The 18913-nt window shown below is 71.7% G+C and carries 16 protein-coding genes and 1 riboswitch; of the genes, 3 read left to right on the forward strand and 13 right to left on the reverse strand.

The window, feature by feature from the left end; all coding sequences use genetic code 11:
• Positions 1–7 precede the first annotated feature (7 nt).
• The 6 genes from thiD to thiE form a co-directional block, all read right to left on the reverse strand.
• Complete coding sequence (gene thiD, locus ACTFTM_RS28415) at positions 8–793, reverse strand: bifunctional hydroxymethylpyrimidine kinase/phosphomethylpyrimidine kinase (RefSeq protein WP_449563431.1); 786 nt, start codon at positions 791–793, stop codon at positions 8–10.
• Positions 790–1536 carry a thiamine phosphate synthase gene (locus ACTFTM_RS28420; RefSeq protein WP_449563432.1) on the reverse strand — a complete coding sequence of 249 codons (747 nt, stop codon included), beginning with the start codon at positions 1534–1536 and terminating at the stop codon, positions 790–792. The genes thiD and ACTFTM_RS28420 overlap by 4 nt, the downstream gene beginning before the upstream one ends.
• Positions 1533–2312 carry a thiazole synthase gene (locus ACTFTM_RS28425; RefSeq protein WP_449563433.1) on the reverse strand — a complete coding sequence of 260 codons (780 nt, stop codon included), beginning with the start codon at positions 2310–2312 and terminating at the stop codon, positions 1533–1535. The genes ACTFTM_RS28420 and ACTFTM_RS28425 overlap by 4 nt, the downstream gene beginning before the upstream one ends.
• On the reverse strand, positions 2309–2509 hold the full coding sequence (gene thiS, locus ACTFTM_RS28430) for a sulfur carrier protein ThiS (RefSeq protein WP_449563434.1): 201 nt from the start codon (positions 2507–2509) through the stop codon (positions 2309–2311). Before thiS ends, ACTFTM_RS28425 begins: the two co-directional genes overlap by 4 nt.
• A complete protein-coding gene (thiO, locus tag ACTFTM_RS28435; RefSeq protein WP_449563435.1) occupies positions 2509–3603 on the reverse strand; it encodes a glycine oxidase ThiO in 1095 nt (364 codons plus the stop codon). Before thiO ends, thiS begins: the two co-directional genes overlap by 1 nt.
• A complete protein-coding gene (gene thiE, locus ACTFTM_RS28440; RefSeq protein ID WP_449563436.1) occupies positions 3600–4223 on the reverse strand; it encodes a thiamine phosphate synthase in 624 nt (207 codons plus the stop codon). The genes thiO and thiE overlap by 4 nt, the downstream gene beginning before the upstream one ends.
• Positions 4218–4327, reverse strand: a riboswitch (TPP riboswitch). Its footprint overlaps the gene before it by 6 nt.
• Positions 4328–4618: 291 nt before the next feature.
• Between thiE and ACTFTM_RS28445 the strand changes: the two genes are divergently transcribed.
• Together ACTFTM_RS28445 and ACTFTM_RS28450 are read left to right on the forward strand one after the other, a co-directional pair.
• On the forward strand, positions 4619–10462 hold the full coding sequence (locus tag ACTFTM_RS28445; protein ID WP_449563437.1) for a ThuA domain-containing protein: 5844 nt from the start codon (positions 4619–4621) through the stop codon (positions 10460–10462).
• A gap of 69 nt (positions 10463–10531) precedes the next feature.
• Positions 10532–11053, forward strand: a complete 522-nt coding sequence (locus tag ACTFTM_RS28450) for a hypothetical protein (protein WP_449563438.1) — start codon at positions 10532–10534, stop codon at positions 11051–11053.
• 60 nt (positions 11054–11113) lie between these two features.
• On the opposite strand, the gene ACTFTM_RS28455 is transcribed toward ACTFTM_RS28450, so the two are convergent.
• The 3 genes from ACTFTM_RS28455 to ACTFTM_RS28465 are packed head-to-tail and all read right to left on the reverse strand — an operon-like array spanning position 11114 to position 14440.
• Positions 11114–12076, reverse strand: coding sequence for an aldo/keto reductase (locus ACTFTM_RS28455; protein ID WP_449563439.1), 963 nt, complete (start codon positions 12074–12076; stop codon positions 11114–11116).
• 37 nt (positions 12077–12113) lie between these two features.
• Positions 12114–13793, reverse strand: coding sequence for an ABC-F family ATP-binding cassette domain-containing protein (locus ACTFTM_RS28460; protein WP_449563440.1), 1680 nt, complete (start codon positions 13791–13793; stop codon positions 12114–12116).
• 41 nt (positions 13794–13834) lie between these two features.
• On the reverse strand, positions 13835–14440 hold the full coding sequence (locus ACTFTM_RS28465; protein WP_449563441.1) for a class I SAM-dependent methyltransferase: 606 nt from the start codon (positions 14438–14440) through the stop codon (positions 13835–13837).
• Positions 14441–14543: 103 nt separating this feature from the next.
• Between ACTFTM_RS28465 and ACTFTM_RS28470 the strand changes: the two genes are divergently transcribed.
• A complete protein-coding gene (locus ACTFTM_RS28470) occupies positions 14544–15584 on the forward strand; it encodes a hypothetical protein (RefSeq protein WP_449563442.1) in 1041 nt (346 codons plus the stop codon).
• A 73-nt stretch (positions 15585–15657) separates the two neighbouring features.
• On the opposite strand, the gene truA is transcribed toward ACTFTM_RS28470, so the two are convergent.
• From truA to rpsD, 4 genes are all read right to left on the reverse strand, one after another.
• Positions 15658–16488, reverse strand: coding sequence for a tRNA pseudouridine(38-40) synthase TruA (truA, locus tag ACTFTM_RS28475; protein ID WP_449563443.1), 831 nt, complete (start codon positions 16486–16488; stop codon positions 15658–15660).
• A gap of 71 nt (positions 16489–16559) precedes the next feature.
• Complete coding sequence (gene rplQ, locus ACTFTM_RS28480; RefSeq protein ID WP_421473210.1) at positions 16560–17120, reverse strand: 50S ribosomal protein L17; 561 nt, start codon at positions 17118–17120, stop codon at positions 16560–16562.
• Positions 17121–17154: 34 nt separating this feature from the next.
• The gene (locus ACTFTM_RS28485; protein WP_007465227.1) at positions 17155–18177 is read right to left on the reverse strand and encodes a DNA-directed RNA polymerase subunit alpha; all 1023 of its coding nucleotides are present in this window, start codon (positions 18175–18177) and stop codon (positions 17155–17157) included.
• Between the two features lie 99 nt (positions 18178–18276).
• The gene (gene rpsD, locus ACTFTM_RS28490; protein WP_088987589.1) at positions 18277–18903 is read right to left on the reverse strand and encodes a 30S ribosomal protein S4; all 627 of its coding nucleotides are present in this window, start codon (positions 18901–18903) and stop codon (positions 18277–18279) included.
• Positions 18904–18913: the final 10 nt, after the last annotated feature.

The raw sequence follows: 18913 nt of genomic DNA on the forward strand, positions 1-18913 counted from the left end.
CTGGTGATCAGGCGGACCAGCCGAAGTGATCCAGCGGCCCGCGCCCCGCGCCCAGCTCCCAGCCCCGCCCGCCGGTCAGCGCGCGGAACACGTACTCCTTGGCGGTCTGCGCCGCCGCCGGCACCGGATCGCCCATCGCGAGCCGCACGGCGATGGCTGCCGAGAACGAGCAGCCGGTGCCGTGGGTGTGCCGGGTGTCCACCCGGGGACCCCGCAACAGGGTCGTGACGCCGTCGCCGTGCAGCACGTCGACCGCCTCGTCTCCCCCGACGTCGCCGCCGGTGACCACCACGTACTGCGGGCCGCCGGCCGCGAGGGCCTCGGCGGCCACGACCATCCCCGGCACGTCGTCCACTCCGCGTCCGGTGATGGCCGCCGCCTCCGCGCAGTTCGGCGTCGCCACCCGGGCGTACGGAAGCAGCCGCTCCACCGCGCCCACCACGCCCAGCCGGTGACCACTCGTGGCAACCAGCACCGGATCGACGACGAGCTGGGGCAGCCGGCCGTCCCGGGCGGCCTTGGCCACCACGTCGGCGACGGCCGGCGTGCCGAGCATCCCCGTCTTGACCGCGCCCACGGTGAAGTCGGCGAGCACGCTGTCCAACTGCTCCTCGACCGTGCGTGGTGGCAACGGCAGCACGGCGTCGACGCCTCGGGTGTTCTGCGCGGTGACCGCCGTGAGGACACTCGTGCCGTACGCGCCGAGCGCCGCGAAGACCTTGAGGTCCGCCTGGATTCCCGCGCCGCCGCCGGAGTCTGAGCCGGCGATGGTCAGCGTGGTTTTGGGGGTCATGTCGCCTCTTTGGTTGCGGTTTGGGGCTGCGGCCGACCGTGCCCACTCCGGGCGGTCAGGCTTGATCCCTGCGTGGGCACGGTCGGCCGCAGCCCTGACCGGGGGACCTCCGTGCGCCCGTGCCGGCTTTTTTGAACCTTCTGGGTGACCGCCTCGGCGAAGGCGCTGGTCAGCAGGTGTGCTGTCGCAGACGGATCGTCTGCTCGCATCAGTGCGCCGAGCACTGCCACTCCTGCGGCTCCTGCTTGCACGCAGGCCGTTACCTGCTCGGGTGTCTCGATGCCGCCGAGGGCGAGGACCGGCACTGGGCTGACCTTGATCAGCTTGCGCAACCCATTCGTGTCAAGGGGTGGGCCGTAGCCGGGTTTTGTCCGGGTTGGCCAGATTGGGGAGATTGTGGCGTAGTGCTCGGTGGTCAGGCGGTTCAGTTCGGTCTCGTTGTGGCAGGAGCGGCCGACCAGGCGGTGGGGTGGCGGCGGGTACGGGCCGGCGGACGGCAGGTGGACGGCGTCGCCGCCCAGCGGATCGGGGCCGGCAACGATGAGGGTCCCGCCGGCGGCGGCGAGGATCGCGCGCAGGTCGGCGGCGAGGGCGGCCCGCTCGGCGCGCGGCAGGTCCTTCTCCCTGAGCACCACCCACCGCACTCCCCCGGCGACCGCCCCCGCCACCACCCCCTTGAGCTGGCCGCGGGCGACCAGACGATCGGTGAGGAGGACAACTCCCGACGGGACTGGGCTCGTCACAGGTCTGGTCGTCCCTCGTCGGGGGTGGACGCGAGGGCGTGGAAGCGTCGGGCGATCCGGCCCGCGCCCGCGGCGAGGCGTCCGGCCTCGACGGCGTACCGCATCGCCTTCGCCATCGCCACCGGGTCGGCGGCCCGGGTCACCGCGCTGGCCAGCAGGACGGCGTCGCAGCCCAGCTCCATGGCGAGCGCCGCGTCGGAGGCCGTGCCGATGCCGGCGTCGAGGATCACCGGCGCGTCCACGCTCTGCCGGATCAGCCGGATGTGGTGCGGGTTGCCGATGCCGAGTCCCGAGCCGATCGGCGCCCCGGCGGGCATCACCGCGGCGCAGCCCACGTCGGCGAGGCGGCGGGCGAGCACCGGGTCGTCACTGGTGTACGGCAGCACCGTGAAGCCGTCGGCGACGAGCTCCTCGGCGGCGCGGAGCAGCTCCACCCCGTCCGGCAGCAGCGTCCGCTCATCGCCGATGACCTCCAACTTCACCCAGTCGGTGTCGAACGCGTCGCGCGCCAGCCGGGCCACCTTCACCGCCTCGGTCGCGGTGTGGCAGCCGGCGGTGTTCGGCAGCAGCCGTACGCCGCACCGGTCCAGCAGGTCCAGCAGCCCGCCTCCGGTGCCCGGGGCGGTGTCCACCCGGCGCAGCGCCAGCGTGACGAGTTCCGTGCCGGACGCCCGGATCGCCTGTTCCAGCACGTGCAGGTTCGCGGCCCCGCCGGTGCCGAGGATCAACCGCGAGCCGAACGTCTCCCCACCCAGTTCGAACGGCACGCCACTCACCCGCCCTGCGCGGCGGTGAGCACCTCGACGCGGTCGCCGTCGCGCAGCACCGTGGCCGGCCAGCCGGCCCGGGGCACCACCTCGCCGTTGACCGCGACCGCGACACCACGCTGGTGCGGCGCGACGTCGCGGACCAGGTCGGCCACCGACGCGCCACCGGCGACGCTGCGCCCGGCTCCGTTCACCGTCAGCTCCATCACTCCTCCTCGAAACTGCTTTCCGGGTCGGCGAACCGGTCGGCGCCGAAGCCGGTGAGCAGCGGGTCGGGCGTTCCGGTGAGCACCAGGTCGGTGATCACCTCGGCGGTGACCGGGGCGAGGACGATGCCGTGCCGGTGGTGGCCGGTGGCGGCCAGCACGCCCGGCCGGCCGGGCAGCGGCCCGAGGATCGGCGCGTTGTCGGGGGTGCCGGGGCGCAGCCCGGCGACGGCCTCCACCAGGTCGTACTCGGCCAGCTCGGGCAGCAGGTCGACACCGGCGCGCAGCAGCCGCTGCACCGCGCCGGCGGTGACCGTGGTGTCCGACCGCTCCTCGACCGTCGCGCCGAGCACCACCTCGCCGTCGGCGCGGGGCACCAGGTAGACGTGCTCGCCGTCGGCGTACCCCCGGATCACGTGCCGGAAGCCCGGCGCGACGCCGCCGGGCGCACGCAGCCGGAGGATCTGGCCCTTCACCGGCCGCACGGGCAGGCCGGTGAGGGCGGCCGCGCCGCACCCGGCCGCGACCACGGTGACCTTCGCATCCACATCGGACAGCCGCCGGACCGGCCGCGGCACGAACGCCGCGCCGGCCCGCTGCGCGGCCGTGCGCAGCGCCGGCACCAGCCGCCGGGGATCGACCTGGTGGTCGGTGGGCGCGAGCGCGCCGCCGCGCACCCGGGGCGCGAGCGCCGGCTCGCGGTCGCGCAGCTCACTGGGGCGCAGCGGCGTCACCGGCAGATCCAGACCCTGTTGGTACGCCCACAGCCGACGCGCCTCGGCCAGGTCGTCGCCGGTCAGCCCGACCATCAGGGTGCCCTCGGTCCGGTAGCCGATCGCGGCGTCGCTGGCCTCGGTCAGCTCGGCGGCGAACGCGGGCCAGCGCGCGGCGGAGGCCACCAGCAGCTCGGTCAGTCGGCGTTCCCCGAAGTACGCCTCGGCGACCGGGGAGAGCATCCCGGCGGCGACGGCCGACGCCCCCGAACCGGGCGTCGGGTCGTGCACCTCGACGCGCAGGCCACGGGTGGCACAGCGCCAGGCGATCGCCAGTCCGATCGGGCCCGCGCCCACCACCGCCACGTCGGCGCGGGTCACGCCAAGGCCCGCAGCAGTTCGGTGGTCGCCCGCCCGGGGTCGGTGGCCGAGGAGATCGCCCCGACCACGGCCACCCCGTACGCTCCGGCGGCGCGCAGCGCCGGCACCCGGTCGGCGGTCACTCCCCCGATCGCGATGATCGGCACGTCGACGGCGTCGACGACGTCGCGTACCCCGACGGACCCGATGGGTTCGGGTAGACCGGCCTTGGTGCTGGTGGCGTGACACGGTCCGACGCCCAGGTAGGTGGCCCCGGCGACGACGGCCTCGACCGCGCCGCGCGGCTCGCGGGCGGTGACGCCCAACACGCCGGTCGGGCCGAGCACGTGCCGGGCCGCGGCGACCGGCAGGTCGTCGGCGCCGACGTGTCCACCCGCCGCGCCGACCGCCAGCGCCACGTGCAACCGGTCGTTGACCAGGCACGTCGCCCCGTACGGCGCGCACAGCGCCAGCACCCGGGCGGCCAGGTCGTACGCCTCGCGGTCGGTCGCGGAGTCCTCGACCCGGACCTGCACGACGAGGTCGGCGCGGGCCGCCACGAGGGCGGCCCGGACCACGGTGAGCGGATCGCGCCCGGGTCGGGTGTCGGTGATCAGATGCAGTCGTCCGAGGGACGGCACGGCAACGCTCCTCCCTGCGCCGGCATTACCCGGATCAGGTTCGACGGTCGGGGGCTGTCAGCCCCCCTCTCAGCCCGGTACACCGGGCTCCCGTGGGTTACTTGCGTGTCACCGTACGACAGTTCGGCCTCCTCTGCCAAGGGTGGGTCATCGGCCCCGCGCCGACGCATCGATCGGGGTGCTTTCTCCTGTCCTGTTCGGAATGTCGCCCGCCGTTGCAGAACCGTTACCCGCCGGCATCTTGCCGGACATCGATGCAGCAGAACTAATTTGTTCAGCGATTCGACAAAATGCCGGCGTGGACGCCCTGGCACGGCGTCCCCACCGGCTCCATCTGGGACGGTCTTCGGCGAGCCGGCCCCGCGATCCCTGTCCACCGCGACATTGGAGGCGGCGTGTCCCGTTCTCGTCGTGCCCGTGTACCACTCACCGCTACCCTGTTGTCCCTCGCGCTGACGTCGACGGCCCTCATCGGGTCCCCGGCGCAGGCGGCTCCGACCGGAGCGCAGATCCCCGCGCGAGACGTGCCTGTCGCGGCTCCGCTCTCCCAGGCGGCGCCGAAGGCGCCGAAGGCCGCAGCGGCCGACCCCTACTCCGTCCTGATCTTCTCGAAGACCGCCGGCTTCCGGCACGACGCCATCCCCACCGGCATCGCCGCCATCCAGCAGCTCGGCGCCACCAACGGCTTCACGGTCGACGCCACCGAGGACGGTGCCGCGTTCAGCGACGCCAACCTCGCCAAGTACAAGGCCGTGATCTGGCTCTCCACCACCGGCGACGTTCTCAACGCCGACCAGCAGGCTGCCTTCGAGCGGTACGTGAAGGCCGGCGGCGGTTACGTCGGCGTCCACGCCGCCTCGGACACCGAGTACAGCTGGGCCTGGTACGGCGACCTGGTCGGCGCGTACTTCGCCAACCACCCGCAGAACCAGCAGGCCACCGTCAAGGTGGAGGACCCTGCCCACCCGTCCACCGCCGGGCTGCCGGAACGCTGGTCCCGGTTCGACGAGTGGTACAACTTCCAGACCAACCCCCGGTCGGACGTGCACGTCCTGGCCAGCCTGGACGAGAAGAGCTACACCCCGGGCGCCGGCGCGATGGGCGCCGACCACCCGACGGCGTGGTGTCAGGACTTCGACGGTGGCCGCTCCTGGTACACCGGCGGCGGGCACACCCGTGAGTCGTACGCCGAGCCCGAGTTCCTCAAGCACCTGCTCGGCGGCATCCAGACGGCGGCCGGCGTGGTCGACGCCGACTGCGGCGCGTCGAAGACCTCCAACTTCGAGAAGGTCACGCTGGACAGCAACACCAGCAACCCGATGGAGCTGGACATCGCCCCCGACGGGCGGGTCTTCTACATCGAGCGCGACGGTCGGGTGCAGATCATCAAGCCGGACACCGGCAACACCGTCACCGCCGTCGACCTGGACGTCTTCACCGGCAACGAGGACGGCCTGATCGGCATCCGGCTCGACCCGGACTTCGCCACCAACAAGTGGGTGTACCTGTACTACGCCCCGAACGACAACGTCACGCGGAACCTGCTGTCCCGGTTCACGGTGACCGGGGACACCATCGACCCGGCGAGCGAGAAGCAGGTGCTGCGGGTCGACACCCAGCGCAACACCTGCTGCCACGCGGGCGGCAGCATGACGTTCGACAGCGCCGGCAACCTCTACCTGGCCACCGGTGACAACACCAACCCGTTCGAGTCCAACGCGTACGCGCCGCTCGACGAGCGTCCGGGTCGCCAGGACTACGACTCGCAGCGCACGTCGGCCAACACGAACGACCTGCGCGGCAAGGTGCTCCGGATCCACCCGGAGGACAACGGGACGTACACGGTGCCGTCCGGCAACCTCTTCGCGCCGGGCACCGAGAAGACCCGTCCCGAGATCTACGCGATGGGCTTCCGCAACCCGTTCCGGATCGGCACCGACCCGAAGACCGACACGCTGTACGTCGGCGACTACGGGCCGGACGCCAACGCGAACAACCCGGACCGGGGCCCGCGGGGTCTGGTCGAGTGGAACGTCGTGACCCCCGGCAACTACGGCTGGCCGTACTGCACGGGCACGAACGAGGCGTACAACGACTACACGTTCCCGTCCGGCCCGAGCGGTCCGAAGTTCGACTGCGCCGCGCCGGTCAACAACTCGCCCAACAACACGGGCCTGACCAACCTCCCGCCGGTCGTCCCGGCCACCGTCGACTACGGCTACGCCGGTGACGCGCGGTACCCGGAGATCGGTGGCGGTGGCGCTCCGATGGGCGGCCCGGCCTACCGGTACGACGCCGACCTCAACTCGACCCGCAAGTGGCCGGCCTACTACGACGGCAAGGCGCTGCTGGGCGAGTGGAACCAGAACAAGATGTACACGATGCAGATGACCGCCGACGGCAAGTCGCTGGTGGACATCAACCAGTTGCTCCCCGGCATGTCGATGATCCGGCCGATGGACTTCGAGTTCGGTCCGGACGGCGCGCTGTACCTGATCGAGTGGGGCAGTGGCTTCGGCGGCAACAACGACAACTCCGGGGTCTACCGGATCGACTACACCGCCGGTGACCGTGCGCCGATCGCGGCGGCGGCCGCCAACCCGACCTCGGGTCCGGCCCCGTTGACGGTGGAGTTCTCCAGCGCCGGCTCCCGGGACCCGGACGGTGGCACGCTCACCTACGCCTGGGCGTTCGGTGACGGGCAGACCTCCACCGAGGCCAACCCGACGCACACGTACGCCACGGCGGGCAACTACACGGCCCAGCTCACCGTGACCAACCCGAAGGGCCGCACGGCGGTGGCCAACGTACCGGTCACCGTGGGCAACACGGCGCCGACGGTGACCATCGAGTTCCCGCCGGACGGTGGTTTCTTCAACTGGGGTGACCAGGTCCGCTACACGGTCAAGGTGACCGACCCCGAGGACGGGCAGATCGACTGCTCCAAGGTCAACCTCCAGGTGCTGCTCGGTCACGACGAGCACGCCCACCCGCTGGAGCAGCACACCGGCTGCACCGGCACGGTCCAGACGTCGCTCGCCTCCGGGCACGGCGCCGAGGCCAACGTGTTCGCGGTCTTCGAGGCCACCTACACCGACAAGGGTGGCGCGGGCGGTTCCGGCGCGCTCACCGGCCGGCAGATCGAGATCCTGCAGCCCAAGCAGAAGCAGGCCGAGTACTTCACCGCCACCGGGCGTACCCCGGTGAGCACGGGCGGCGGCGACGCCGGCGTGCAGCGCGAGGCCGCGACCGACACCGCCGGTGGCGGTCAGAGCATCGCGTTCATCGAGGACGGCGACTGGTGGTCGGTCGTTCCGGCGAACCTCACCAACATCACCGAGATCCGGTTCCGGGCCGCCTCGGCCGCCACTGGCGGTCGGATCGAGGTCCACGCCGGTGCGGTCGACGGACCGGTCGTGGCCACGGCCACCGTTCCGGCGACCGGCGGGTGGCAGACGTACACGGACGTGAGCGCGCCGGTGACCGGTGCCGCGAGCGGCGGGCTGTACTTCGTGGCCCGCGACCCGAACGGCGGAACGGGTTCGCTGTTCAACGTCAACTGGATGGACTTCGTCGGACGCGGCGTCACCGAGAACGGGCCGCCGGTGGTCACCGCCACCGCGACCCCGGGCACCGGCACCGCGCCGCTCACCGTCGCGTTCGACGGCACGGCCACCGACGCCGAGGGCGACACCCCGCTGACGTACGCCTGGGACTTCGGTGACGGCGGTACGGCGTCCACCCTGGACGCCAGCCACACGTACACCAGCGTCGGGTCCTTCACGGCCACCCTCACGGTGACCGACAGCAAGGGCGCCAAGTCGTACGCCACGGTGCCGGTGCGGGTGAACGCTCCGGACACGTCCTGCCTCGGGGCGCGTTCGGACGACTTCAACGGCAACACGCTGGACAAGAGCCGGTGGACCACCGTGGTCCGGGAGAACCAGCTCTACTCCCTCAGCGGCGGCGCGCTGAAGCTGCCCACCGCGGTGGGTGACCTCTACGGCGCCCGCAACGACGCCACCAACCTGGTGCTCCAGCCGGCGCCGACCGGCGCGTGGGAGATGACCACCAAGGTCACGCTCCCGGTGACGGCCAACTACCAGCAGGCCGGTCTGCTGGTGTACGGCGACGACGACAACTACGCCAAGGTGGACCTGCTCTACAACGGCAGCCGTCGGGTGGAGTTCATCCGGGAGACGGCCGGGACGCCGCGCAACGACGCCGCGGATGCCGCCAACGCTCCGGCGGGTGACACCGTGTACCTGCGGATCGCCAGCGACGGGACGAACCTGACCGCCGCGTTCTCGGGCGACGGGCAGACGTTCACCCCGGTCGGCCGTTCGGCCGCGCTCGCCGGCATCACCAACCCGCGGATCGGGGTCTTCGCGCTCAACGGAGGCACCGAGGCGCCCGTGGTGGACGCCGCGTTCGACTCGTTCGTGGTCACGCCGGACGCTCCGGCCGGCCCGGTCGAGCCGTCGGACGAGTTCACCGGCAGCACGCTGGACAAGTGCCGGTGGGACGCCATCGTTCGGGAGGACCCGAACGGCTACCGGGTGACCGACGGCGCGCTGCGGATCGACGTGCCGAACGGTGACATCTACGGCACCGACAACACCGGGCCGAAGAACTTCATCCTCCAGACCGCGCCCTCGGGCGACTGGACCCTGGAGACCAAGGTCGACGGCAGTCTGCTGAACGAGCAGTACCAGCAGGCCGGTCTGCTCGTGCAGGCCGACGACGACAACTACCTGAAGTTCGACTTCATCGCGGACAACCAGGCCGGCCAGGCGGTCACGCGGCGGATCGAGTTCCGCAGCGAGATCGGCGGGACGGTGCAGAACCCGCAGCCGGAGGCGACGAGCCTCACCTCGGCGGTGTGGTACCTGCGCCTGGCCCGCACCGGTGACACCTTCACCGCGTCGTACTCGGCCGACGGGACGACCTGGACCACGCTGGAGGCACTGACCAACAGCGCGGTGGGCGCCACCCCGAAGGTGGGTCTGTTCACCCTCGGCGCCAACCAGACGGCGTCGAAGACGGCCGCGTTCGACTACTTCCGGTTGAGCACGAAGGTGGCCGACGACAAGGCGCCGGTCACCACCGCGGCGGTGTCCGGCACCCCCACCGACGGGTGGTACACCGGCCCGGTGACGGTCACCCTGACCGCCGCCGACGAGGCCGGCGGCAGCGGGCTCGCCAGCACCGAGTACCAGCTGGACGGGGCCACCGCGTGGACGGCGTACACCGCCCCCGTGGCGATCAGCGGTGACGGCGAGCACGAGCTGCGGTTCCGCTCGACCGACAAGGCCGGCAATGTGGAGTCGACGAAGACCGTCACGGTCAAGATCGACGCCACCGCGCCGGTCACCACCGCGACGTTCGCCCCGGCGAACGACGAGGGCTGGCACAACGGGACGATCCCGGTGGTGCTCGCCTCGACCGACGCCGGTTCCGGTGTCAAGACGGTCGAGTGGTCGCTGGACGGTGGCGCGTGGACGCCGTACACGGAGCCGGTCGAGGTGACCGGTGACGGGCAGCACGAGCTGCTGTACCGCTCCACCGACAAGGCGGGCAACGTCGAGACGCTCAAGTCGGCGATCCTGAAGATCGACGGCACCAAGCCGACGCTGCTGGTCTCCGGCATCGCGGACGGCCAGCTCTACGGAGACAGCCAGGACGTCCGGGTGTCCTGGCAGGCCGTGGATCCGACCTCGGGCATCGCGTCCGTGGTCGGCCAGCTCGACGGCAAGGCGTACGCCAGCGGCACCCTGCAGGCCATGTACGAGCTGTCGCTCGGCCTGCACGAGCTGACCGTCACCGCGACCGACAAGGCCGGCAACAAGACGACCTCGAACGTCCGGTTCTTCGTCACCACCTCGTTCCGGGACATGCAGTTCCTGCTGGACCGGTTCAAGGCGACGGGGCGGTTGTCGGCCAAGGCGCACAAGCAGTTGACCGCCAAGCTCGACGCGGCCCGCCAGGCCGAGGCGGCCGGCAACGACAGCAAGGCGATCAAGCAGCTGACCCAGTTCCGGGACCTCGCCACCGACGCCACCCTGGTGGCCGAGGCCGAGATCCGGGACACCCTCACCCGGGACGCCGACGCCATGATCGTGCGGCTCGGCGGTACGGCCAGCAAGGCCGGCGTCAAGGCCAATGACGGCGAGCCGGTCAAGGGCACGGGACGGCTCGGTGGCGACGCCACCCGGCTGGCACCCGGTCGCCAGCTCTGATCCGACCGAGGCCCCTTCCCGACGCTCCGGCGTCGGGGAGGGGCCTCCCTCATTAGGGAGGAGACGTCCGTGACGCGTATCCGCACGGCGGTCGCCGCCGTCCTCGTCGGACTGGCCCTGACGCTTGTCGCCGCGGCTCCGGCCGCCGCACGGGCCGACAAGATCAAGCTGGTGGTGGCCGGCGATGGGGCCGTCGGGGTCACCGTCCAGGCCACCTACGCCGACGGCCGCCGACTCGACCAGGTGGTGCGGTTGATCCTCACCGCCATCGGGCCGGACAAGCAGCAGGTGGGTCCGCTGCAACTGGAGCCGCAGCCCGAGGGGCAGGGCTTCTACAGCAGCGGTCCGGTGCTCTCCCCCGGCACCTGGAAGGTGACGGTGAACGCCCCGGCGCCGTACGGGGTCAAGACCACCGCGACCGTGCAGGCCCAGGTGGCCCAGACCCCGCCACCGCCCACGCCGGTCGCGCTGAACAGGCCGACCGGTGGACAGGGCGCTGCCAGGTGGTGGCCGCTGGCGGCGGCCGGTCTGGTGCTCGTGGCCGCCGCGATGGGGGTGGCCATGCTCTTCGGCCGCCGCCGCCACGACTGACCGGCACCGACGACGAGGGGCCGGGTCGCCGCGCGGCGACCCGGCCCCTCGTGTTTCGGCTCAGAGGATGTCGCGCAGGGCCGTCAGGTCCTCGTCGGTGGGCTCCCAGGTGCCGGCGGCGGCGTTGGCGTGCACCTGCTCGGCGCTGGTGGCACCGGCGATCACCGAGGTCACCGCCGGCTGGGCGGCCAGGCCACCGATCGCCACCTGGAGCATGGTCAGACCCCGCTCGTTCGCGTACACCTCGATGGCCTCGATGGTGTCCCAGTCGGCCGCCGCGAGCCGGTCGGCGTACCGGCCGCCGCCGGAGAGCCGGCTGCCGGCCGGGGGCTGCTCGCTGCGCTTGTACTTGCCGGTGAGCAGGCCGTTGGCGAGCGGGAAGAACGGCAGCATGCCGAGGCCGAAACGCTCACACGCCGGGATCACCTCGGACTCGACGGAACGCTCCAGCAGGCTGTAGTGGTTCTGGGCGCTGATGAAGCGGGCCCGGCCGTTGGACGACGCGACCCAGTCCGCGTCGGCGATCTGCCAGCCGGCGAAGTTGGAGTTGCCCAGGTAGCGCACCTTGCCGTCGCGGACCAGGTCGTCCAGGGCGGCGAGGGTCTCGTCGATCGGCGTACCCGGGTCGGGTTCGTGCATCTGGTACAGGTCGATGTGGTCGGTGCCGAGCCGGCGCAGCGACGCCTCGACCGCGCGGGCGATGTAGCGGCGCGCACCACGGGCCCCGAAGTCCGGCCCGTTGAGGCCGTGCATGTCCATACCGAACTTGGTGGCCACCACCACGTCGTCGCGGCGTCCCTTGAGCGCCTGCCCGAGCAGCTCCTCCGAGCCACCCTGCGGCTCGCCGTAGATGTCGGCGGTGTCGAACAGGTTGATCCCGGCGTCCAGGGCGGCGTCCACCACCGCGCGCGTGCCGTCGAGGTCCAGCTTGCGGCCGAAGTTGTTGCAGCCGATTCCGACGACGGACACCACGAGCCCGGAGTCGCCCAGCCGGCGATAGGTCATCTCTGTCACGAGATCCACCCTATGCCGGCCGGACGCACCCCCGCCCGGCGACCGATCAGCCGACGTCCCAGACCGGCTCCGGGGTCTCCACGACCTCGTTGTCGCCCCGGAACAGTACGAACCGGTCGAAGGAGCGGGTGAACCACCTGTCGTGCGTGACGGCCACCACCGTCCCCTCGAACGCGTTCAGACCCGCTTCCAGGGCTTCCGCGCTGGCCAGGTCGAGGTTGTCGGTGGGCTCGTCGAGCAGCAGCAGGGTCGCCCCGGACAGCTCCAGCAGGAGCACCAGGAACCGGGCCTGCTGCCCGCCGGAGAGCGTCCCGAAGCGCTGGTCGCCCTGCCCGGCCAGCTCGTACCGGCTGAGCACCCCCATCGCCGCGTGCCGGTCCATTCCCTGGCGGTGCTCGTCGCCCCGCCACAGGATCTCGACGAGCGTCTTCTCCATCAACTCCGGTCGGTCGTGCGTCTGGGAGAAGTGCCCGGGGCGGACCCGCGCGCCGAGCCGGGCCGTACCGTCGTGCGCCACCGGCGCGAGCGCGCCCGCGCCGTCGACCGGCCCGTTCGCCGGGTCGGGATCGGTGCCGCCGCGCGCCAGCAGCCGCAGGAAGTGCGACTTGCCGGTGCCGTTGGCGCCCAACACCGCCACCCGGTCGCCGTACCAGATCTCCAGGTCGAAGGGGAAGGTCAGGCCGTCCAGCTCGAGCTGGTCGCAGACGACCGCGCGCTTGCCGGTCCGCCCGCCGGTCAGCCGCATCCGGATGTCCTGGTCCTTCGGGGGTACGGGCGGAGGACCGGCCTCCTCGAACTTGCGCAGCCGGGTCTGCGCGGCCTGGTACCGCGAGGCCAACCCGTCGTTGTACGCGGCCTTCTGCTTGTACATCAGCATCAGCTCGCGCAGCTTCTGGTGCTCCTCGTCCCAGCGTCGACGCAGCTCGTCGAGGCGGGCGTGCCGGGCCACCCGGGCCTCGTGCCAGCTCGCGAACCCGCCCGGGTGCACCCAGGCGCTGCCACCCTCGACGGCGACCACCCGGTCGGCGCTCTGCGCCAGCAGCTCACGGTCGTGCGAGACGTAGAGCACCGACTTCGTCGACTCGCGCAGTCGCGCCTCCAGCCAGCGTTTGCCGGGCACGTCGAGGAAGTTGTCCGGCTCGTCGAGCAGCAGCACCTCGTCCGGGCCGCGCAGCAGCAACTCCAGGGCGAACCGCTTCTGCTGCCCGCCGGAGAGCGTACGCACCGGTCGGTCCCGTACGGCGTCCCACGGTTTGTCGAGCACGATGGTGGCGACGGTGTCGAAGAGCACCTCGGCGTCGTACCCGCCGGACTCGCCCCAGGCGCCGAGCGCGTCCGCGTACGCAAGCTGCGCCTTGCTCGCGGCGTTGCTGAACTTGCCGTGGGCCTCGGCCGCCCGCATGGCCGCCTCGGTCTCGCCGAGCCGGTGGCCGGCGTCGCGCAGGGCGGGCGGGGCCAGCGACAGGGCCAGGTCGGCGAGCGTGGTCTCGTCGCCGATCATGCCGATGAACTGCCGCATGACGCCCAGCCCGCCGGCCCGCGCGATGCTGCCCGCGCGTACCGGCAGGTCACCGGCGACCATCCTCAGCAGCGTCGTCTTGCCGGCGCCGTTCGGCCCGACCAGGGCGACCTTCGCGCCCTCACCGACCCGGAACGACACGTCGGCGAAGAGTTCCCGACCGTCGGGCAGGGTGTGCCCGACCGCTGCCACATCCACGTATCCCACGCCGGGATCCTGCCCCAGCCGGGGCGGGTAGGGACATCCAATTACCGGGTGACCCGCAGCACCCGGAAGCCCTTCTGGCTGGCGTGCCGCTCGACCTGCCAGCCCTGTTCGACGAGCCAGCGCTGCAGCGAGTCGCCGCCCAGGTGCCGGGCGACGACCAGCCAGCCGACGCCGTCCGGGGCGAGCCGGGGCAGCCAGCGCCGCAGCAGCTCGTGCAGCTCGTCCTTGCCGATTCGGATGGGCGGGTTGGACCAGAGCTGGGCGAACGTCACCTCCGCCGGTACGTCGTCCGGCGCGCTCACCCGGACCCGGTCACCGGCGCCGATTCTCGCCGCGTTCGCGGCGGTGAGGTCGCGGGCGCGGGCGTTGACGTCGACGGCCCAGACGATGCTCGCCGGCGCCAGGTCGGCCAGGACGCACGCGATCGGTCCGAAGCCGCAGCCGAGGTCGAGCAGGTCACCCCCGGTGTCGGCGGTGGGCAGCTCGGCCTTGCGCAGGAGTACGGCGGTGCCGGGGTCGAGACGGCTGGCGGAGAAGACACCGCCGGCCGAGGCGAGTCGGTAGTCGCGGTCGGCGACGGAGAATTCGACCTCGCGCGCCGGCGCGTCGCTGGCGGGCTGCGCGGTGAAGTAGTGGTCGCCGGTCACGTCGGCAATTCTCGCACCGGCTCAGGCGGGCAACGACACCACCCACACCTACATTTCCCCAGTTTTACCCCCTAAAGGGACAACGCCTCCTACTCTGGGCGACATGGTGTATCGGTACGAGTCCGAAGAGGACGCATTCGAGGACCCCGACGGGTCCGACCTGGACGCGCTCGGCGCCGGTCCCCCTCCACCGGCCGGCCCCTCACCGTCGCGTTTCCCCGCGCCGTCGCTGCCCCGACCCAACCAGTTGGTGCTGCCGTCGACCCAGCCACCGCCGATCGCCCGCGTCAGCGCGCCGGTCGCGGCCCCCCGCAGCCAGGTCTACACCTCGGCCCAGCCGGCAGAGCCGCCCACCCGGCGCGGCGGTGGGCGGCTCTGGCAGGTGCTGGTCGGCGGCGCGGCCGTCCTCGTCCTGCTCGCGCTCTGCGGCCTGGGTGCCGCCGCGCTGCTGGTGGATCGGAATGCGACGCCGGAGTCCACCCCCACCTACCAGCCGAACGCGGCGCCGTCCGCCACCGCCCAACAGCAGCAGGACCTCGACTCGCGGGACACCGACCAGGCGCCGCTCACCGCGAAGGAACTCTTTCCCGGCAAGGAGCTGAAGCTCGCCGACGGCCAGCCCGGCTACCAGGTGCTCAAGACCCAGTCCAGCGGCAGTTGCGCCGTCGCCGCCACGGACGAGGTGGCGGATCTGCTGGTCCGGCTCGGCTGCAACCAGGTCGTCCGGGCGACCCTGCGGACACCCGGCGGCGAGCACCTGGTCACCACCGGCCTGTTCAACCTGACCGACAGGGCCAACGCCGAGCGGGCCCGGGACCGGATCCGGCAGATCCTCGACGAGCGGCAGGGCCGGTTCCGAGGGCTGACCGCCGGCGACGGAACCGATGCGCTGACCAGCGCCCCGGCGCGGGTGGGCTGGCAGGTCCGAGGTCACTACCTGGCGTACGCGCTGGTGGTCCGCGCCGACGGAAGCGCCGTCAAATCCGGCGACACCAAGATCCGAGAAATCCTGTTCGACATGATCGAGGCACACCTCAGCCGGGGCGTCCTCCAACGGCGGGCCGACCTCGGCACAGCCGGTCAGCCGATAACGGCGCCCACCGAGGACAGCGGCAGCCAGAGCGGCAGCGAGGACGGCGACTGATCCGCGACCGCGCCCGACGGGTGTGCCGCCGACCGGTGGCACACCCGTCGTCGTCCGCGCCGAAGCCCGCCCGTCAGCCCTCCACCGGCACGCGCAGCCGGCGCGTCAGATCGGCACGGCGGGCGTAGTCCGCCGGATCGTCCGGGTAGCCGACCGCGACGAGAGTCAGACCGTGCGCCGGCGCCACCGTCACCTCGCTGGACCGCTCCTGCCGGGTCAGCAGGCTGCCCGGCCACCGCACCGGCCGGCGGCCGTCACCGGCCGCGAGCATCGCCCCCACGAGGCTGCGCACCATCGCCTGGCAGAACGCGTCCGCCTGCACGGTGGCGACCAGGATGCCGTCCGGGTCCCGCCGCCAGTCCAGCCGGGTCACCTCGCGCAGCGTCGTCGCGTTCTCCTTGCGCCGGCAGAACGCCGCGAAGTCGTGCTCCCCCACCAGGCCCTCGGCCGCGGCGTTCAGCGCCGCCAGGTCCAGCGCCCGCGGCCAGGCCAGCACCTCGTGCCGGCGCAGCGGCTCCGCGCCGTACGGGGCGTCGGTCACCCGGTACTCGTAGCGCCGGTAGGTGGCCGAGAAGCGTGCGTCGAAATCGGCGGGTACCTCGGTCATCGCCCGTACCCGCACGTCGGTGGGGAGCAGCCGCGCCAGCCGGCGCAGCAGCCGCCCCTCGTGTTCCCGCCACACCTCGACCGGCAGGTCCAGGTGACAGACCTGCCCGGAGGCGTGCACCCCCGCGTCGGTCCGGCCCGCGACGGTCAGGCCGGTCGCCGTACCCGCGCCCAGGACCAGGTCCAGGGTCTCGACGAGCACCCCGGCGACGGTCCGCCGCGTCGGCTGAGGCGCCCAACCGGAGAAAGCCGCGCCGTCGTACGAGACGTCCAGCCGCAGCCGGATCCGCTCGTCCACCTCGTACCTCCTGTTACGGGTCGGGCCCGACACCCCGAAAGGGGTGCCGGGCCCGCACTGATGCCCGAAGGTCAGGCCTTGTTCTCCTCGGTGGCGAGGTCGCTGTCCTCGCGGGCCTCGGCGGTGTCGCCGGAGGCCGACACCGGCGCCTCGGAGTCCTGGTCGGCGTCGGTCGACTTCGGAGCGTCCTCGGCCGGGGCGAGCGCCTCGACCTTGTCCTGCTGCGCGGCCTTGCGGGCGGCGGTCTTCTTGTTCGCCTTCGGCTCGGCGACCTGAAGCTCCTCCACCAGCTCGATGATCGCCATCGGAGCGGCGTCACCCTTACGCGGACCGGTCTTCACGATCCGGGTGTAACCGCCGGGGCGGTTCGCGTACCGGGGCGCGATCTGGTCGAACAGGGCGTAGACCACGTCCTTGTCCTTGACGACGCCCAGCACCCGACGCCGCGAGGCGAGGTCGCCGCGCTTGGCCTTGGTGATGAGCTGCTCGGCCAGCGGACGCAGCCGCCGGGCCTTCGTCTCGGTGGTCTGGATCTTGCCGTGCTGGAACAGCGCGGTGGCCAGGTTCGCCAGCATCAGCCGCTCGTGCGAGGGGCTGCCGCCGAGGCGGGGGCCCTTGGTGGGCGTGGGCATTTTTGGTGCTCCTCAGTTGTGGCGGCAGCGCGGACTAGAGCTGCTCGGTCTCGCGGTAGTCGTCGGTGTCGTAGTCGGCCTCGCCGAAGGTGTCCACGACGTGCGCCGGGTCGAAGTTCGGAGCCGAGTCCTTCAGCCCGAGACCCATCCCGGCGAGCTTCATCTTGACCTCGTCGATCGACTTCTGACCGAAGTTGCGGATGTCGAGGAGGTCGGCCTCGGTACGCCCGATGAGCTCACCAACGGAGTTGATGCCCTCGCGCTTGAGGCAGTTGTAGGAGCGGACGGTGAGGTCCAGCTCCTCGATCGGCAGAGCGAGGTCCGCCGCCAGCTGGGCGTCCTGCGGGGACGGCCCGATGTCGATGCCCTCAGCCGTCTCGTCCAGCTCACGGGCCAGACCGAACAGCTCCACCAGCGTCGAACCGGCGGAGGCCAGCGCGGTACGCGGGCCCATCGACGGCTTGGTCTCGACGTCGATGATGAGCCGGTCGAAGTCGGTACGCTGCTCGACGCGGGTCGCCTCGACGCGGTACGTCACCTTCAGCACCGGCGAGTAGATCGAGTCGACCGGGATCCGGCCGATCTCGGCGCCGGACTGCTTGTTCTGGGCGGCCGTCACGTAACCCCGGCCCCGCTCGACGGTCAGCTCCATGTCGAGCCGGCCCTTGCCGTTCAGGGTCGCGAGCTTGAGGTCCGGGTTGTGCACCGAGACGCCGGCCGGGGGCTGGATGTCGCCCGCCGTCACGTCGCCCGGACCCTGCTTGCGCAGGTACATGCTGACCGGCTCGTCGTGCTCGGAGCTGACGCACAGCTCCTTGATGTTCATGACCAGCTCGACCACGTCCTCCTTGACACCGGGGATCGTGGTGAACTCGTGCAACACGCCGTCGATCTTGATCGAGGTGACCGCCGCACCCGGGATCGACGACAGCAGCGTGCGCCGCAGCGAGTTACCCAGGGTGTAGCCGAAGCCCGGCTCGAGCGGCTCGATGGCGAACCGCGACCGGGTCTCGTTGATCGACTCCTCGGAGAGGGAGGGTCGCTGGCTGATGAGCATGTTGTCTCTTCTCTTCCGGGACGCCCGCTATTTGACGTCCGCGACACAAACTGTTCCGGTGGCCCGCCCTCCAGGGGCGGGCCACCGCAACGAGCCCGACTACTTGGAGTAGAGCTCGACGATCAACTGCTCCTGGACCTGCGTGTCGATGACCTGCCGGGCCGGGAGGGAGTGCACGAGCACCTTCATCTGGCTGGGGATCGCCTCCAGCCAGGCCGGCACCGTCTTCGAACCGGCCTGAGCCTGCGCCACCACGAACGGGGTGAGCTCCTTGCTCTTGCCCCGGACCTCGATGATGTCGTGCTCCTTGACGCGGTACGACGGGATGTCGACCTTCTTGCCGTTCACCGTGAAGTGACCGTGCTTGACCAGCTGGCGGGCCATGTCCCGCGAGTGGGCGAAGCCGGCCCGGTAAACGACGTTGTCCAGCCGCGACTCGAGGATCTGCAGGAGGACCTCACCGGTCTTGGCCTGCTTGCCGACGGCTTCCTCGTAGTAGCCACGGAACTGCTTCTCCAGCACGCCGTAGACGCGGCGGGCCTTCTGCTTCTCGCGGAGCTGGAGCAGGTACTCCGTCTCCTTCGTGCGGCCGCGGCCGTGCTGCCCGGGCGGGAACGGCCGGGACTCGAACGGGCACTTCGGGCCATCGCACTTGCTGCCCTTGAGGAACAGCTTCATCTTCTCCCGCCGGCAACGGCGGCAGTCAGCACCGGTGTAACGAGCCATCTCTCTCTAC

The sequence above is a fragment of the Micromonospora sp. RB23 genome (assembly GCF_053585025.1).

Coding starts and splice junctions, on each gene's coding strand:
- thiS (WP_449563434.1), bottom strand. CDS start 2,509: ATGGAGCTGACGGTGAACGGAGCCGGGCGCAGCGTCGCCGGTGGCGCG.
- rpsD (WP_088987589.1), bottom strand. CDS start 18,903: ATGGCTCGTTACACCGGTGCTGACTGCCGCCGTTGCCGGCGGGAGAAG.
- rplQ (WP_421473210.1), bottom strand. CDS start 17,120: ATGCCCACGCCCACCAAGGGCCCCCGCCTCGGCGGCAGCCCCTCGCAC.
- ACTFTM_RS28485 (WP_007465227.1), bottom strand. CDS start 18,177: ATGCTCATCAGCCAGCGACCCTCCCTCTCCGAGGAGTCGATCAACGAG.
- thiD (WP_449563431.1), bottom strand. CDS start 793: ATGACCCCCAAAACCACGCTGACCATCGCCGGCTCAGACTCCGGCGGC.
- ACTFTM_RS28470 (WP_449563442.1), top strand. CDS start 14,544: ATGGTGTATCGGTACGAGTCCGAAGAGGACGCATTCGAGGACCCCGAC.